Origin of the sequence: Flavobacterium weaverense, from assembly GCF_003688495.1 — a bacterium.
GTDB lineage: Bacteria > Bacteroidota > Bacteroidia > Flavobacteriales > Flavobacteriaceae > Flavobacterium > Flavobacterium weaverense.
In genome coordinates, this window is sequence record NZ_REFH01000007.1 from 497213 (window position 1) to 513979 (window position 16767).

11 protein-coding genes are annotated in these 16767 nt (G+C 33.4%); 5 read left to right on the forward strand and 6 right to left on the reverse strand.

The features are described from left to right. The first annotated feature begins 101 nt into the window (after window positions 1–101). The 3 genes from gyrB to secDF all read left to right on the forward strand — a co-directional run bounded on the left by gyrB (window position 102) and on the right by secDF (window position 6263). A complete protein-coding gene (gyrB, locus tag BC961_RS02230; RefSeq protein ID WP_121924217.1) occupies window positions 102–2045 on the forward strand; it encodes a DNA topoisomerase (ATP-hydrolyzing) subunit B in 1944 nt (647 codons plus the stop codon). Window positions 2046–2128: 83 nt separating this feature from the next. Next, entirely contained in the window at window positions 2129–3064 is a 936-nt protein-coding gene (gene mdh, locus BC961_RS02235) for a malate dehydrogenase (protein WP_121924218.1), read from the forward strand. 226 nt (window positions 3065–3290) lie between these two features. After that, complete coding sequence (gene secDF / locus BC961_RS02240; RefSeq protein WP_121924219.1) at window positions 3291–6263, forward strand: protein translocase subunit SecDF; 2973 nt, start codon at window positions 3291–3293, stop codon at window positions 6261–6263. A gap of 600 nt (window positions 6264–6863) precedes the next feature. Here the strand turns inward: secDF and lgt are convergent. The 5 genes from lgt to BC961_RS02265 all read right to left on the reverse strand — a co-directional run bounded on the left by lgt (window position 6864) and on the right by BC961_RS02265 (window position 12022). After that, window positions 6864–7817: a prolipoprotein diacylglyceryl transferase gene (gene lgt, locus BC961_RS02245; protein WP_121924220.1), complete on the reverse strand. Its 954-nt coding sequence runs from the start codon at window positions 7815–7817 to the stop codon at window positions 6864–6866. 65 nt (window positions 7818–7882) lie between these two features. Then, window positions 7883–8131 carry a membrane protein insertion efficiency factor YidD gene (gene yidD, locus BC961_RS02250; RefSeq protein WP_121924221.1) on the reverse strand — a complete coding sequence of 83 codons (249 nt, stop codon included), beginning with the start codon at window positions 8129–8131 and terminating at the stop codon, window positions 7883–7885. A gap of 32 nt (window positions 8132–8163) precedes the next feature. Further along, complete coding sequence (gene cysS / locus BC961_RS02255; protein WP_121924222.1) at window positions 8164–9642, reverse strand: cysteine--tRNA ligase; 1479 nt, start codon at window positions 9640–9642, stop codon at window positions 8164–8166. A gap of 173 nt (window positions 9643–9815) precedes the next feature. After that, window positions 9816–10487 carry a GTP cyclohydrolase I FolE gene (folE, locus tag BC961_RS02260; RefSeq protein ID WP_121924223.1) on the reverse strand — a complete coding sequence of 224 codons (672 nt, stop codon included), beginning with the start codon at window positions 10485–10487 and terminating at the stop codon, window positions 9816–9818. 329 nt (window positions 10488–10816) lie between these two features. After that, window positions 10817–12022 carry a pyridoxal phosphate-dependent aminotransferase gene (locus BC961_RS02265; protein ID WP_121924510.1) on the reverse strand — a complete coding sequence of 402 codons (1206 nt, stop codon included), beginning with the start codon at window positions 12020–12022 and terminating at the stop codon, window positions 10817–10819. Window positions 12023–12151: 129 nt separating this feature from the next. Here BC961_RS02265 and BC961_RS02270 point away from each other — a divergent pair, with 129 nt between their 5' ends. Next, entirely contained in the window at window positions 12152–13480 is a 1329-nt protein-coding gene (locus tag BC961_RS02270) for an aspartyl protease family protein (protein WP_121924224.1), read from the forward strand. A 55-nt stretch (window positions 13481–13535) separates the two neighbouring features. On the opposite strand, the gene BC961_RS02275 is transcribed toward BC961_RS02270, so the two are convergent. After that, the gene (locus BC961_RS02275) at window positions 13536–13922 is read right to left on the reverse strand and encodes a DUF1573 domain-containing protein (protein WP_121924225.1); all 387 of its coding nucleotides are present in this window, start codon (window positions 13920–13922) and stop codon (window positions 13536–13538) included. Between the two features lie 160 nt (window positions 13923–14082). Between BC961_RS02275 and BC961_RS02280 the strand changes: the two genes are divergently transcribed. Continuing rightward, window positions 14083–16716, forward strand: a complete 2634-nt coding sequence (locus BC961_RS02280; protein ID WP_121924226.1) for a valine--tRNA ligase — start codon at window positions 14083–14085, stop codon at window positions 16714–16716. The last annotated feature ends 51 nt before the right edge of the window (window positions 16717–16767 follow it).

The window sequence follows — 16767 nt, forward strand, 5'->3', positions numbered from 1 at the left end:
TAATAACTTAAAGGCTTTAAAAGGTAATTTAACGCTTATCTAATTTGCGTTTTTATATATTTGCGTGTTAGACAAAAATTACATTTTTTTAGAATAAAAATATGAGCGAAGAAATCAAGAAGGACAGTTATTCAGCAGATAGTATTCAAGCATTAGAGGGAATGGAGCACGTAAGAATGCGTCCTTCGATGTATATTGGAGATGTGGGTGTTCGAGGTCTGCATCATTTAGTTTATGAAGTAGTAGATAACTCTATCGATGAGGCAATGGGCGGCCATTGTGATACAATTATTGTAGATATAAATGAGGACGGATCAATTTCTGTGGAAGATAATGGACGTGGTATACCAGTTGGGATTCATAAAAAAGAAGGTGTTTCGGCACTGGAAGTTGTAATGACTAAAATTGGTGCTGGTGGAAAATTTGATAAAGACTCTTATAAAGTTTCTGGAGGACTTCACGGTGTTGGGGTTTCTGTAGTGAATGCTTTGTCAAAACATTTACGTGCAACTGTTTATAGTGCTGATGGTAATGTTTATGAGCAAGAATATGAAAAAGGAAAGGCGCTTTATCCAGTAAAACAAATTGGAGTAGCTGGTAAAAGAGGAACTGTAGTGACTTTTTATCCAGATCCAACAATTTTCACACAAACAGTTGAGTATTCTTATGATACTTTATCTGCTAGAATGCGTGAATTGTCTTATTTGAATAAAGGTATTACAATTACGTTTACAGATAGAAGAGAAAAAGATAAAGACGGAAATTTCGTTTCAGAGGTTTTTCATTCTGATGAAGGTCTGAAAGAATATATCAGATATTTAGATGGAAATCGTGAGCCTATTATTGCACACGTCATTTCGATGGATAATGATAAAGGTGAAATTCCAGTTGAGGTTGCCTTGATTTATAATACTAGTTATACCGAGAATATTTTCTCTTATGTGAATAATATTAACACGCATGAAGGAGGAACGCACTTGCAAGGTTTTAGAACTGGTCTTACGAGATCATTGAAGAAATATGCAGATGCATCTGGAATGTTGGACAAACTTAAATTTGATATTGCAGGTGACGATTTCCGTGAGGGATTAACTGCTATCATATCTGTAAAAGTTCAAGAACCACAATTTGAAGGACAGACCAAAACTAAACTTGGAAATAGAGAAGTAGTTTCTCCAGTTTCTCAAGCAGTTTCTGAAATGATTGAAAATTATTTGGAAGAAAATCCAAATGACGCTCGTATCATCGTTCAAAAAGTAATTCTTGCAGCACAAGCACGTCATGCAGCTAAGAAAGCTCGTGAAATGGTTCAGCGCAAAACCGTAATGGGTGGCGGTGGATTGCCTGGAAAACTTTCTGATTGTTCAGAACAAGATCCGGCGAAATGTGAAGTATATCTTGTCGAGGGAGATTCGGCAGGTGGAACAGCTAAGCAAGGTCGTGATCGTGCATTCCAAGCTATTTTACCATTACGTGGTAAGATTTTGAATGTTGAGAAAGCAATGCATCATAAAGTTTTTGAAAACGAAGAGATTAGAAATATATTTACTGCTTTGGGAGTTACTGTAGGTACTGAAGAGGATAGTAAAGCTTTGAATATTTCAAAATTACGTTACCATAAAGTAATTATTATGTGTGATGCCGATGTCGATGGAAGTCACATCTCTACTTTGATTTTGACATTCTTCTTTAGATTTATGAAAGAATTAATCGAACATGGTCACATTTATATTGCAGCACCACCATTGTACTTAGTTAAAAAAGGAAATAAAAAAGAATATGCTTGGAATGATGTTCAACGTGATCAAGCGAATGAAAGAATGGGTGGAAGCGCAGGAATTCAGCGTTACAAAGGTCTGGGAGAGATGAACGCAGAGCAATTGTGGGAAACTACTATGGATCCTAACTTTAGAACTTTACGCCAAGTAACTATTGACAGTTTAGCAGAAGCTGATAGAGTTTTCTCTATGTTGATGGGTGATGAGGTTCCACCAAGAAGAGAATTTATTGAGAAAAATGCAGTTTATGCAAAAATTGACGCATAAAAATTTATTAAAACGTTCGCCTTTTATTCGAAAAGCGAACGTTTTCATTTAATATTGACAAACAACCAAATAAACTATAAAAAATGAAAGTTACCATTATAGGAGCAGGAAATGTAGGAGCAACGTGTGCAGATGTAATTTCTTATAGAGGAATTGCTAGCGAAGTAGTATTATTAGATATCAAAGAAGGTTTTGCTGAAGGTAAAGCTTTAGATATTATGCAATGTGCTACTAATACAGGTTTTAATACAAAAGTGACTGGTGTTACTAATGATTATTCTAGAACAGCAGGAAGTGATGTAGTAGTTATTACATCAGGAATTCCTAGAAAGCCAGGAATGACACGTGAAGAACTAATAGGAATAAATGCAGGAATTGTAAAAACAGTAGCTGAAAATGTATTAAAGCATTCTCCGAATACTATTATTGTTGTAGTTTCTAATCCTATGGATACTATGACGTATTTAGCGTTAAAATCAACGGGATTGCCAAAGAATAAAATTATAGGAATGGGTGGAGCGTTAGATAGTTCTCGTTTTAGAACTTATTTGTCTTTAGCTTTAAACAAACCAGCTAACGATATTTCTGCTATGGTTATTGGTGGACACGGAGACACTACAATGATTCCTTTAACAAGATTAGCTTCTTACAATGGAATTCCAGTTTCTCAATTTCTATCTGAAGAGCAATTAAATAAAGTGGCTGCTGATACGATGGTTGGTGGTGCAACACTTACAGGTCTTTTAGGAACTTCAGCTTGGTATGCTCCAGGTGCTTCTGTTGCTTTCTTAGTAGATAGTATATTAAATGACCAAAAGAAAATGATTGCATGTTCTGTTTTTGTAGAAGGAGAATACGGTCAAAATGATATTTGTATTGGTGTTCCTTGTATCATTGGTAAAAATGGAGTTGAAGAAATTCTTTCTATTGAATTAAATGATGCTGAAAAAGCTTTATTTTCTAAAAGCGCGGATGCTGTTAGACAAATGAATGACGCTCTAAAATCGATTTTGGTATAAAAATTACATAAAAGAAATAGAAGACTGCAACTTTGCAGTCTTTTTTCTTGCGATTAATCGATAAATAAATTGGTTAATCTTAACCATAATTATATATTTGCTCGGTTTAAAAAAAATTAGGTTGCTCAATATGTTCTTTTTTCATCTTAAAAAAGTTCCTGAAGTGCTTCTGTATAGGGTTTAAAGCAAAAATAAATAAATAAAAAATAATTAATTTTTAGTAATAATGCAGAATAAAGGACTTATTAAATTTTTCGCAATTCTATTTGCATTGGTAAGTATTTACCAACTTTCTTTCACTTTTGTTGCAAGTAAAGTAAAAAACGATGCAAAAGCTTTTGCTAATGGGAATTCTGAGAAGGAAGTTAAATATTTAGACTCTATTGGTAAAGAGAAAGTATTTAATCTTGGTTTTACCAATTTCACTTTCAATGAAGTTAGTGATAAACAAATCAACAAAGGTCTTGACTTAGAGGGAGGAATAAATGTTATTCTTCAAATTTCGGTTAAAGATATCTTGAAAGGATTATCTAATAATTCTAAAAATCCAGTTTTCAATAAGTCTTTGGCTGATGCAACTGCGAATCAAAAAGGAAATCAAACCTATTTAGATGCATTTTATGACGCTTTTGATGCTAATTCAAATGGAACTGTAAAATTAGCTGCTCCAGACATTTTTGCAAACAGAAGCTTGCAAGGTGAAGGTGGAGTAGATTTCCAAATGACTGATGCACAAGTAAAAAAGGTTATTTCTAGAAAAGTTGATGAGTCTGTAGAGAGTGCATTTGGCGTATTAAGAAAACGTATCGATAAATTTGGTGTAACACAACCTAATATTCAAAAATTAGGAGAATCTGGAAGAATTCTTGTTGAACTTCCTGGTGCTAAAGATGTTGATAGAATTAAAAAATTATTACAAAGCACAGCTCAACTTGAGTTCTGGGAAACTTATAAAATTGAAGAAATTGGTAATTTTTTAATGGCTGCTAATGAGTCATTGAAAAAAACTGAGGTTAATATTGCTGAGGTAAAACCAGTTGTAAAAGATTCATTAAGCGCTTTGTTATCTGATGGTAAAGATTCTGCTGCGACTAAAAAAGGAAACAATCCTTTATTAGATAAAATCATGGCTCAAGGTGGTGGACCAGTTTTAGGTCTTTTCTCACCAAAGGATACTGCTGTTGTTAACGGTTATTTTAAGAGAGCAGATATTAGAATTTTACTTGCGGGAGATCAACGTTACGCAAAATTTGTTTGGGGAATTCCTTCAGCAATTAAAGATGCAAACGGAAAATCAGTAGATGCAGTTGAATTATATGCATTAAAAGGAAATAGAGACAACGTTCCTGCTATGAGCGGTGGAGTTGTTACTGATGCAAAAGATACTTTTGATCAATTAGGTAAGCCAGCTGTTTCTATGCAAATGGACGGTCAAGGTGCAAAATCTTGGGAAGAGTTAACAGGTAGAGCTTACACTCAAAAAAGTAATATTGCTATTGTACTAGATGATGTGGTTTATTCTGCACCAGGAGTTTCTAGCGGACCTATTTCAGGTGGAAGATCTGAAATTTCAGGAGCGTTTGATGTAACGCAAACTAAAGATTTAGCTAACGTTTTAAGAGCAGGTAAATTACCAGCTGCTGCTGACATTGTTCAGTCAGAAGTGGTAGGACCATCCCTAGGACAAGAGGCAATTGATAATGGTACTAGTTCAGCAGTTTGGGGATTAATTATTGTATCACTTTGGATGATGTTTTTCTATGGTAAAGCAGGATGGTATGCTAACGTTGCATTAGCAGTTAACTTACTTTTCTTATTTGGTATTCTTGCAAGTCTTGGTGCTGTATTAACTTTACCTGGTATTGCTGGTATCGTTCTTACAATGGGAACTGCAGTAGATGCGAATATTATTATCTACGAAAGAGCAAAAGAGGAGCTACGTGCTGGTAAGTCACTTGATGAAGCCGTTAAGACTTCTTATAGCTGGAGAGGAGCGATGTCATCTATTACTGATGCGAATGTGACACACATATTAACTGGAGCTGTATTATTTATATTTGGTTCAGGACCAATTAAAGGTTTTGCTACTACATTGTTAATTGGTATTATAACTTCATTGTTTACTTCTATTTTCATCGCTAGAATATTTATTGATTGGAATATTAGTAAAAAGAATGATTTAACTTTTGTTACTAAATACTCTAAAAACATATTTACAAACTTCCATTTTAATTTCTTAGGTATGAAGAAATGGACGTATTTAATCTCTACGATTATTGTAATTGTAAGTTTCACGTCATTAGCTGTAAATGGTTTGGATCAAGGTGTAGATTTTGTTGGAGGTAGAACATTCCAAGTACGTTTTGAAAAGCCAGTTTCAACTGAAACAGTAAAACAAGAGTTAGAAAAAGTTTTTGATGGTAGCGCCGAGGTAAAAGTATTTGGTAGCGACAATCAGTTAAAAATAACTACTAAGTATAAAGTTCAAGAGCCAGGAACTAAAGCTGATGAAGAAGTTAACAAGTTGTTGTTTGAGAATTTAAAACAACATTATTCTGCTGCGATGACTTACGATAAATTTGTTAACGCTTATGATGGTAAGAATTTAGGAGTTTTACAAGCTTCTAAAGTTGGACCAACTGTTGCAGAAGACATTAAAACAAATGCGTATTGGGCTGTTTTAGGTTCATTAGCATTAGTGTTCCTATACTTAATGATTAGTTATAGAAAATGGCAATATAGTTTAGGTGCGATTGCTGCAGTAGCGCATGACGTAATCTTTGTACTAGGTGTTTATTCATTATGTTATAAATTCATGCCTTTTGGAATGGAAATCGATCAGCATTTCATCGCTGCGATTCTAACCGTTATTGGATATTCAATGAATGATACTGTTATTGTATTTGATAGGGTTCGTGAATATTTAGCAGGTAAAACTAAAGGTACATTTGCTGACATCGTAAATCAATCTATTAACACAACAATGTCAAGAACTATAAATACTTCGTTAACAATGATTGTTGTATTGTTAATTATGTTTGTTTTTGGTGGAGAATCAATCAGAGGATTTATATTCGCTATGTTGATTGGTATTGTAGTAGGAACTTATTCTTCACTATTTATCGCAACACCAATCCTTGTAGATACAATCTCTAAAGAAGATAAAGATAAAGTTGAAGTTAATCACTTAGAAGCTTAATTAGCTTTAAAGTATATTTACAAAAAGAGATTCAGCGAAAGTTGAATCTCTTTTTTTTTGGCGTAAAATAATATTTGTAGGTAACAAATAAATTAGGCAAACAGTTTATACTTTAGTGAGGTAAGAATTAAACGCCTACTTAATTTATTTTAGTTAAGTTCTAAAGTTCTAAGTACGTGTAAGTATAAATCTAATTTTAAAGTATCTCAAAGATGAGATGGGTGGCTGACAATAGTCAAATAACAAGGTTAATAATGATAGCAGCTGCGATTAGAAAATTAAACACCTCAAAATATAATAATATTTCGATTAAAAGCAATTTTTGTGGAATCTGATTCGAGTCCATTAAAGATACCTCTATTTTACAATTAAATAAGTACTATCACATTGTCAAGCTGGAAGCGTCTCGACTAATGCGCTCTTAATAATTTATTTCAGACATCATTAGAATTTAAAACAGTTTCTTTTAATTAATCTATTTCAGAATTGAAATACTATTTCAACTTCAAGTTGCTCTCAATTTTATATTAAATTGCAATCATAAAAAAAGCGCTATCTAAGATAATTAGATAGCGCTTTCTTATTTTAATTTATTTTTTATTAATTTACATGTTCCTTTTGAGCTGTAAATATAAAATAAAGACCAATTATGATGAAAGGTATACTTAGCCACTGTCCAGTTGAAAACAGACCTAAGGCGCTTTCAAAACCACCTTGGCTTTCTTTAACTGATTCTACGATAAATCGAACTGTGAAAAGTAGAACTAGGAACATACCAAAAATGTAACCGGTGTATTTTCTTTTTTCTGTTTTCCAATACATGAAAAATAATACTGCAAATACAAAAATATAACAAAATGCTTCATATAATTGCGTGGGATGTTTTGCCGGCACTTGCGTTAATAATGCAGAGAATTTTGGGTCGTGAGCTATAGCTGCGTAAGCTGCTTGCGGATTTGGTATTCCAGTAGCATTTACAGCATCCATTGGACTGAAATGATCTCTTACAAATCGTATTCCAAAACTAGAAGTTGTTTCATGACCTATAATTTCAGAATTGAAAAAGTTTCCTAAACGTACAAAAATAGCGCCACTAGCAACTGGAATTACTACACGATCTAAAATCCACATTTGTGGTCTTTTTAAAACATTTTTGCTGTAAAAATACATCGCTATTATTATTGATATAGCAGCTCCATGACTCGCTAATCCAGTAAAACCTGTAAATTCCCATCCTTGTATAATATTAAATAAGGATTCATTTGGGTTTTCTCTAATAGGTAATAGAATTTCCGTCAAGTGATTGCTGTAATATTCCCAATCGTAGAAAAACACATGTCCTAAACGTGCACCAAGTAATGTCGCTAGAACAGTCCAAATGAATAAAGAATCCAGTTTTTCTATAGATTCGCCTTCTCTCTCGAAAATATTTTTCATTATGTACCAACCCAAGCCAAAGGCGATTACAAACATCAAGCTATAATACCGAATCATAAAAAAACCTAGATCTATTCCCTCTGATGGATTCCAAACGATGTTTAAAGCATGTGTCATTTATTGTTTTTTTTTAATCAGTTGTAAAAATATGTAATAAAAGGAAGGTTTCTACTAATAAAAGGTTAATGTTGGTGATTGCATTTCTCATTAGGAACCGGGTCATATCCACTGCCTCCCCAAGGATTACAACTCACAATCCTTTTTAGGCCTAAAAAGCCACCATAAAGTAATCCGTGTTTTTGCAATGCTTGTAGCATATAGGTAGAACAAGTCGGCTCAAATCTACAAGATGCAGGTGTAAAAGGAGAGATTGCAGTTTGGTAAAAACGCACTAATACCACAAAAGGAAATATGAGAATTTTTTTAATCATATTTAATCAGTTCTGATTTTTAAATAGATATACTAAACGCTAAAAGTAGTTCCTTCTTTTCCATCTTTCAACTGGATTCCTAAAGCAACTAATTGATCTCTAATTTGGTCAGATAAGGCAAAATTCTTATTATCTCTAGCTTGCTTTCTCATTTCGATCAACATATTAACTGTTCCTTCTAGTTTGTCGTTATTGCTGTCAGATACTTTCTCGTCTTCTAAACCTAAGACATCAAATACAAAAGCGTTCATAGCTTTTATAAAAGATTCTAAGTCAGCAGACGTCAAATTTTCTTTACCGTCATTTAGTAAATTGATGAATTTTACACCTTCAAATAATTGTGCTATCAATATAGGTGAATTGAAATCGTCATTCATTGCATCGTAACATGACTGTTTCCAAGCTGATATGTCAATAGTACTTTTTGAATTTGGGGTAATTTCTTTTGCTACACTCAGTGCTTCCATCAATCGTTTGTACCCTTTTTCTGCAGCAACAATTGCATCATCAGAAAAGTCAAGAATACTTCGGTAATGAGCTTGTAACATGAAAAATCGTGCTACAGAAGCTGAAAATGCCTTACTAAGAATTGTGTTTTCTCCCGTAAGTATTTCTCTTGGTAAAATATTATTACCTGTTGATTTGGCCATCTTTTTACCGTTCAACGTAAGCATGTTGGCATGAAGCCAGTAATTAACTGGAGTTTGACCAGTACAAGCTTCGTTTTGAGCAATTTCGCATTCATGATGCGGGAATTTTAAGTCCATTCCGCCTCCGTGAATGTCAAAGTGATTACCTAGATATTTTGTACTCATTGCAGTACATTCTAAATGCCATCCTGGAAAACCATCGCTCCAAGGTGAGGGCCAACGCATAATATGCTGTGGTTCTGCTTTTTTCCAAAGTGCAAAATCTTGTGGATTTCTTTTGTCAGTCTGACCATCAAGATCTCTAGTATTAGCTAACATATCCTCAATATTACGACCACTTAATCTGCCATAATGATTGGTTTTATTAAATTTCACTACATCAAAATAAACAGACCCATTTGCTTCGTAACCTATTCCATTATCAATTATAGTTTTGATAATTTCTATCTGCTCAATGATATGACCTGTAGCTGTCGGCTCAATGCTTGGTGGCAAAAAGTTGAATGCGTTTAGGATGTCGTGGAAATCTACCGTGTATCGCTGAACTACTTCCATAGGTTCCAGCTGTTCTAAACGAGCTTTTTTTGCAATTTTATCTTCACCTTCGTCTTCATCATCAACAATATGTCCAACATCAGTAATGTTTCTAACGTAACGAACTTTATAATCTAAATGTAAAAAATACCTAAAGATCACATCAAAAGACATGAAGGTACGTACGTTTCCTAAATGCACATTGCTATAGACTGTAGGTCCGCAAACATACATTCCAACATTTCCTTGATGGATTGGTTTAAATGTTTCTTTTTCTCCTGAAAGAGAATTGTATATTTTGAGTGTTTGCGTTTCGTATAAAGGCATTTAGTTTATTTTTTTTAGGAGCTAATTCCTGCTTTTCGCTTCAATCTTTCTATTTTTTCGTAAAACTAGAAAGGATTTCCACTGCAATCAGGGCTAGGATTTATTGCTGATAACTTAATTTAGACTTACTTCTATTTCCCCTTTAATTACCGCCGTAACGGGATTATAAGGATTTAGAACTTAGTTTCTAGTTTAATGTAATCTAAGAATTCTCTTCGAGTAACACTATCTTTAAATTTCCCACCAAACTCTGAAGTTACGGTACTACTTTCAATATCGCTGATTCCTCTTGAGTTTACACAAAGGTGTTTTGCATCAATTACACAAGCAACGTCTTCCGTTCCTAGTGCTAGTTGCAATTCTTGAACAATTTGCATAGTCAAACGCTCTTGTACTTGTGGCCTTTTAGCGTAATATTCAACAATTCGGTTCATTTTTGATAAACCAATAACTCTTCCGTTTGAAATATAAGCTACATGAGCTCTTCCTATTATTGGTAATAAATGGTGCTCACAAGTAGAATATACAATGATATTTTTCTCTACCAGCATTTCGCCATACTTATAGTTATTATCAAATGTTGAAGCTTTAGGTTTTTTTTCTGGATTAAGACCACCAAAGATTTCCTTCACAAACATTTTAGCAACACGATTAGGTGTTCCTTTTAAACTATCGTCTGTCAAGTCCATTCCTAATGTCAGTAAAATACTCTCAACATCTTTTTTTATTTTCTCAATTTTCTCATCATCAGAAATGGCAAAAGCATCATCTCTCACTGGGTTTTTTGCGGATAAACTAACGTGATTATCTCCTATTTCGTCTTGAAATTCTTCTTTATTTATCATTAAAAGGAACTATTATATTTTGTAATTTTATTTAAAGCGTAAAGGTAAATAATAATAATTAAAGAATTTCTATAGCGTGCACTATTTCAGTTCAAACTCGCACTTTTAAAAACGTTAAAGCTAGCATAATTAAAGGTTCGGTGCTAAATTGAGAGTAGTCGTACATTTATTAATACTACATTTTAAAAATACGATTGATTTTTCCTGATTGAAATGTATCTCGGACTGTAGACCAAAAAAAAATGCAGCAACTATAAAGTTGCCGCATTTTAAAAAAAAATATATTTCGTTTCCACGAGTACAGAAATCTATTATTATTATTATTATTATTATGCTTTAACCTGCATAGCGTTATAAACAGGAATTGCAGCTTTTAAAATTCTTACTGCGCTTATTAAATCTTCTTTCTTTAAAACATAAGCAATTCGAACCTGATTTAAACCCATTCCTGGAGTAGAGTAAAAGCCTGCCGCTGGAGCAACCATTACAGTTTCACCATTCAAATCGTAGCTTTCTAATAACCATTGAGCAAAAGCATCAGCATTGTCAATAGGCAATTGTGCGATACAGTAAAAAGCACCTTTCGGTTTGCTCACAATCACCCCATCTATTTTATTTAGCTCTTCAACTAATGTATCTCTGCGTTCTCTATATTCAGAAATTACTTCGTCAAAATAACTTTGCGGAGTATCTAATGCTGCTTCACTTGCAATCTGCTCTATTGTTGGCGGACTTAATCTAGCTTGTGCAAATTTCATTGCAGTGGTCATCAATTCCTTATTCTTAGAAACAATACAACCTATTCTAGCACCACACATACTGTATCTTTTAGAAACAGAGTCAATCATAATTGCATGCTCTTCAAGTCCAGGAACATTCATCACTGAATAATGGATATCTCCATCATAAGTGAACTCTCTATAAACCTCATCAGAGATTAAGAATAAATCGTGCTTTTTAACTAAAGCAGCTAACTGCATGATTTCCTCTTTCGAATATAAGTATCCTGTTGGATTTCCAGGATTACATATAAGAATAGCTTTTGTTTTCGCAGAAATTAGTTTTTCAAAATCAGCAATTGCTGGTAATGCAAATCCAGTATCGATAGTCGAAATAACTGGTATTACATTAACTCCTGATGCCGTTGAAAATCCATTGTAATTAGCATAAAAAGGTTCTGGAATAATAATTTCATCTCCTTGATCCATTGTACTTCCCATAGCAAACATCAAAGCTTCTGATCCACCAGTAGTAACAATAATGTCCTCAATGTTTACAGGAATTCCTTGATTTGTATAATAGGCAGCTAGTTTTTTTCTATAACTCTCGTTTCCTGCAGAGTGACTGTACTCAAGAATTGTTAAATCGATATTTTTAACAGCTTCCATCGCAACCTCAGGAGTTTTGATATCAGGTTGACCTATGTTCAAGTGATATACTTTATGTCCTTTTTTCTTAGCTATTTCCGAATACGGAACTAATTTACGTATCGGTGATTCAGGCATTAGTTTGCCCTTGTTTGATATTTTTGGCATAGTCTTAATATTATTGAATTGCAAATTTGCGATTTTTTTTCGGAATTTATTGCAAATAAAAAGTGTATAAATTGTTAAATCTGCATTATTCAATGGATTAATTCATTATTTTTATGTAAAAGAATGACGATGCTAAAAAGACTTTTTTTAATTACTATTTCGCTACTTTTTTTACCTGTGTTTTCGCAGCAAGGATTTCTATTTGAAGATGGAAATTCTAAAATTAAAATCCCTTTTAAATTAATTAATAACCTAGTATTTGTTCCCATCAAAGTAAATGGTATCGAACTAAATTTTTTATTAGATACTGGAGTTTCAGAGACTATTCTTTTCAGTCTAGAGGAAAAAAAAGAAATGCGTTTTTTAAATACTGAAAAGGTTTTGTTGAGAGGCCTGGGGAATCAAACGGCTGTTGAAGGGTTGAAATCTACAAATAATGTTTTAGAATTCAGCACTTTAAAAATGAGGCAGCATATGCTATACATTGTTTTAGATCCTGAATTTAATTTATCCTCTCAAATTGGGATTCCTGTAAACGGTATTATAGGATATCAGTTTTTTAAAAATAATTTGGTCGAAATTAATTATCGAAAGAAAGTAATTGTCGTCTATAAAGACAGCCCAAGAAATAAAAGTAGAATAGAAAAAAAGTTTAAAGTAATTCCTATCACGGTCGAAAAGTCTAAGCCCTATTTAAAAACTACTGTCACTTTAGAAAATGAAGAAATACCAGTTAAATTATTAATTGATATTGGAAATAGTGACGCTGTGTGGCTTTTTGAAGATCGCACAAAAAAAATAAACATTCCTTTTAAAAACTTTGATGATTTTTTAGGAAAAGGATTTAGTGGCGATATTGAAGGAAAACGCGGTAGAATACAAAAATTTAAAGTAGCAGATTTTGAATTTAGCAATTTAGTAGCCTCTTTCCCGGATTCCATTTCGATTCGGAATGTAAGTATGGTTCCCGGTAGAATGGGTTCAATTGGTGGCGAAATAATGAAGCGTTTTGATGTGGTTTTCGATTATCAAAACGAGCTACTATATCTCAAAAAAAATGGTAATTATGCTGCTGCTTTCAGTTACAACAACAGCGGTATCGAAATCCAACATAACGGATTACAATGGGTTCAAGAAACAGTACCTATGGAAACAGTTCCTTTAAGATCTAGAACCAGCGAAACCAACGTTTACAGCACGAAATCGGACTTTAAATATAAATTCAAATTAAAACCTATTTATGAAATCGCACATGTTCGTAAGAATTCTGCGGCGGCAAATATAGGATTGCAAAAAGGTGATATACTTTTAAAAGTAAACAGCAGCGCTACTTATAAATATTCTTTAGAAAATATTAATTCGATGTTCCGGTCTGAAGGTTTAAAATGGATTACACTAGAGGTAGAACGTGACAATCAAGTTCTTAAATTCAGATTTAAATTGGATGATATTTTATAAAAAAAAATGCTTCTGAAAAACTTTCAGAAGCATTTTGAATTTAAGAGTGAATAAGTTACTTAGTAATTACTTCTCCTTTTATTTTTAAAGCAACTCTTCCTTCATCGTAGTTCACTGCATTTGATTCTACAGTTATAGTTTTTCTGATTGGTCCAGGAGCCATATTGTATTTAACTGTAATCTTACCTGTTTTTCCTGGCATAATAGGTTCTGCAGGTTTTGTAGGCACTGTACATCCGCAAGTAGAAAGTACATTAGTGATAATCAATGGTGCATTACCAGTGTTTGTAAAAACGAAATCGCGCGTACCATTTTCTGTTTTGGTAACCTTTCCATAATCGATTGTGTTATCAGGTGCAGAGAATACAATCTTTGGTCCATTTTGTGCAAAACCAATGCTGCTTATCAGTGCAAATGCGAATAAAATTATCGTTTTTTTCATTTTTAGTTATTTAGAATCATTTAGTAAAAATAGTTTCTTTTAATTAATGCACAAATTTTTATTTATCTTTTTATAGTGTGCAGAATTATTTACTTTTGTTCACTATATCAATTACAAATATCAGACCAAAGTATAATTTTGGTTTTAACAGTTGCTTTATATGACTATTCCTGCACAATTTGACGCTAAAACTATAGAAAACAAATGGTATGACTACTGGATGAAAAATAATTATTTTCATTCTGAGCCAGATCATAGAACCCCATATACCATTGTAATTCCACCGCCTAACGTTACAGGCGTTTTGCACATGGGACACATGTTAAACAATACCATTCAAGATGTTTTAATTAGAAGAGCGCGTCTTAAAGGATTTAATGCTTGCTGGGTCCCCGGAACGGATCATGCTTCGATAGCGACAGAGGCTAAAGTGGTGGCAAAATTAAAAGCGGAGGGAATTAATAAAAATGACCTAACTCGTGAGGAATTTCTTGCTCACGCTTGGGAATGGACTGATAAATATGGAGGTGTAATTCTTGACCAACTTAAAAAACTGGGAGCTTCATGTGATTGGGAGAGAACCAAGTTCACCATGGATCCAGATATGTCGGCATCTGTAATAAAGTCTTTTGTTGATTTATATAACAAAGGTTTGATTTATAGAGGATACCGTATGGTAAACTGGGATCCTGAAGCTAAAACAACTTTGTCTGACGAAGAAGTAATTTATGAAGAACAGCAAGGAAAATTATATTTCCTAAAATATAAAATAGAAGGAACTCAAGACTTTCTTACTATTGCTACAACGCGTCCGGAAACTATTTTTGGAGATACTGCTATTTGTATAAATCCTAATGATGAGCGTTTTGCTCATTTGAAAGGGAAAAAAGCAATCGTTCCTATTTGCGGGAGAGTGATTCCTATTATAGAAGATGAATATGTAGATATCGAATTTGGAACAGGATGCTTAAAAGTTACTCCTGCTCACGATATGAATGATAAAGCTCTAGGTGAAAAGCATAATCTTGAAATTGTTGATATTTTCAATGAAGATGCTACTTTAAATAGTTTCGGTTTACATTATAAAGGGAAAGACCGTTTTGTAGTTCGTGAAGAAATTGCAAATGAACTAGAGAAAATTAGCGCTTTAACAAAAACGGAGATTCATTTGAATAAAGTTGGAACTTCAGAGAGAACAAAAGCAGTTATCGAACCTCGTTTGTCTGATCAATGGTTTTTGAAAATGGAGGATTTGGTGAAGCCAGCAATTCAATCTGTTTTAGTTGATGGTGATATTAAATTACACCCAGCACGTTTTAATAATACGTACGCACACTGGTTGAATAATATTCGCGATTGGAATATCTCTCGTCAATTGTGGTGGGGACAACAAATTCCTGCTTATTTCTACGGTGACGGAAAAGAAGATTTTGTAGTAGCTGAATCTATTGAAGAAGCTTTGGCTTTAGCCAAAGAAAAAACGTCTAACAACGAACTTCAAATTTCTGATCTTAGACAAGACGTAGATGCTTTAGACACTTGGTTTTCTTCTTGGCTATGGCCAATGTCTGTTTTTGGTGGAATTATGGATCCAGAAAGTGAGGATTTTAAATATTATTACCCAACAAATGACTTAGTGACTGGTCCAGATATTTTATTTTTCTGGGTAGCTAGAATGATCATTGCGGGTTATGAGTATACAGATAAAAAACCATTTACAAATGTATACTTGACTGGATTAGTTCGTGATAAACAAAGACGTAAAATGTCTAAATCATTAGGGAATTCACCAGATCCTTTGGATTTAATCGAGAAATTTGGTGCTGATGGTGTTCGTGTTGGGTTGCTTTTAAGCGCTTCGGCAGGAAACGATATTATGTTTGATGAGGAGTTATGCAATCAAGGAAAAGCATTTACAAACAAAATCTGGAATGCATTCAAATTGATTAAAGGTTGGGAAGTTTCAGATGCAATTCCGCAACCAGAATCTTCAAAAGTGGCAATAGAATGGTATGAAGCTAAACTGCAACAAACATTGCTAGAAATTGAAGATAATTTTGAGAAATACAGAATTTCTGATTCTCTAATGGCAATATACAAATTGGTTTGGGACGATTTCTGTTCTTGGTTTTTGGAAATGATTAAACCTGCATACCAACAGCCAATTGACAGCGTAACTTTTGCAAAAGCGATTGAAATGCTAGAAAACAACTTGAAATTATTGCATCCATTTATGCCTTTTTTGACAGAGGAAATTTGGCAAATTATTGCTGAAAGAACTACAGAAGAAGCATTAATTGTATCTACTTGGCCAGAAATAAAACCTTTCAATACAAAGCTAATCGCAGACTTTGATCACACAATAGAAGTGATTTCTGGAATTAGAACAATCCGCAAGGACAAAAATATTCCTTTTAAAGATGCAATCGAGCTTAAAGCAATTAACAACGATAAAGCCTCAACTTATTTTGATTCGGTTGTAGCCAAATTAGGCAACATTACTGCAATGGAATATGTTTCTGACAAAGTGGATGGCGCTTTATCTTTCCGTGTTAAATCTAATGAATATTTTATTCCTATAACTGGAAACATTGATGTTGAAGCTGAAATAGCTAAACTAAATGCGGAACTTGTTTACACGCAAGGTTTTCTAAAATCAGTTCAAAACAAACTTGCAAACGAGAAATTTGTGGCTGGAGCACCAGAGAAAGTTTTGGCAAACGAAAGACAAAAAGAGGCGGATTCATTAGCCAAAATTGCGACTATCGAACAAAGTTTAGCTGGATTAAAATAAGTTTACATCTAATACTATAATTGAAAAATCCCAATACTGATTAATTCAGAA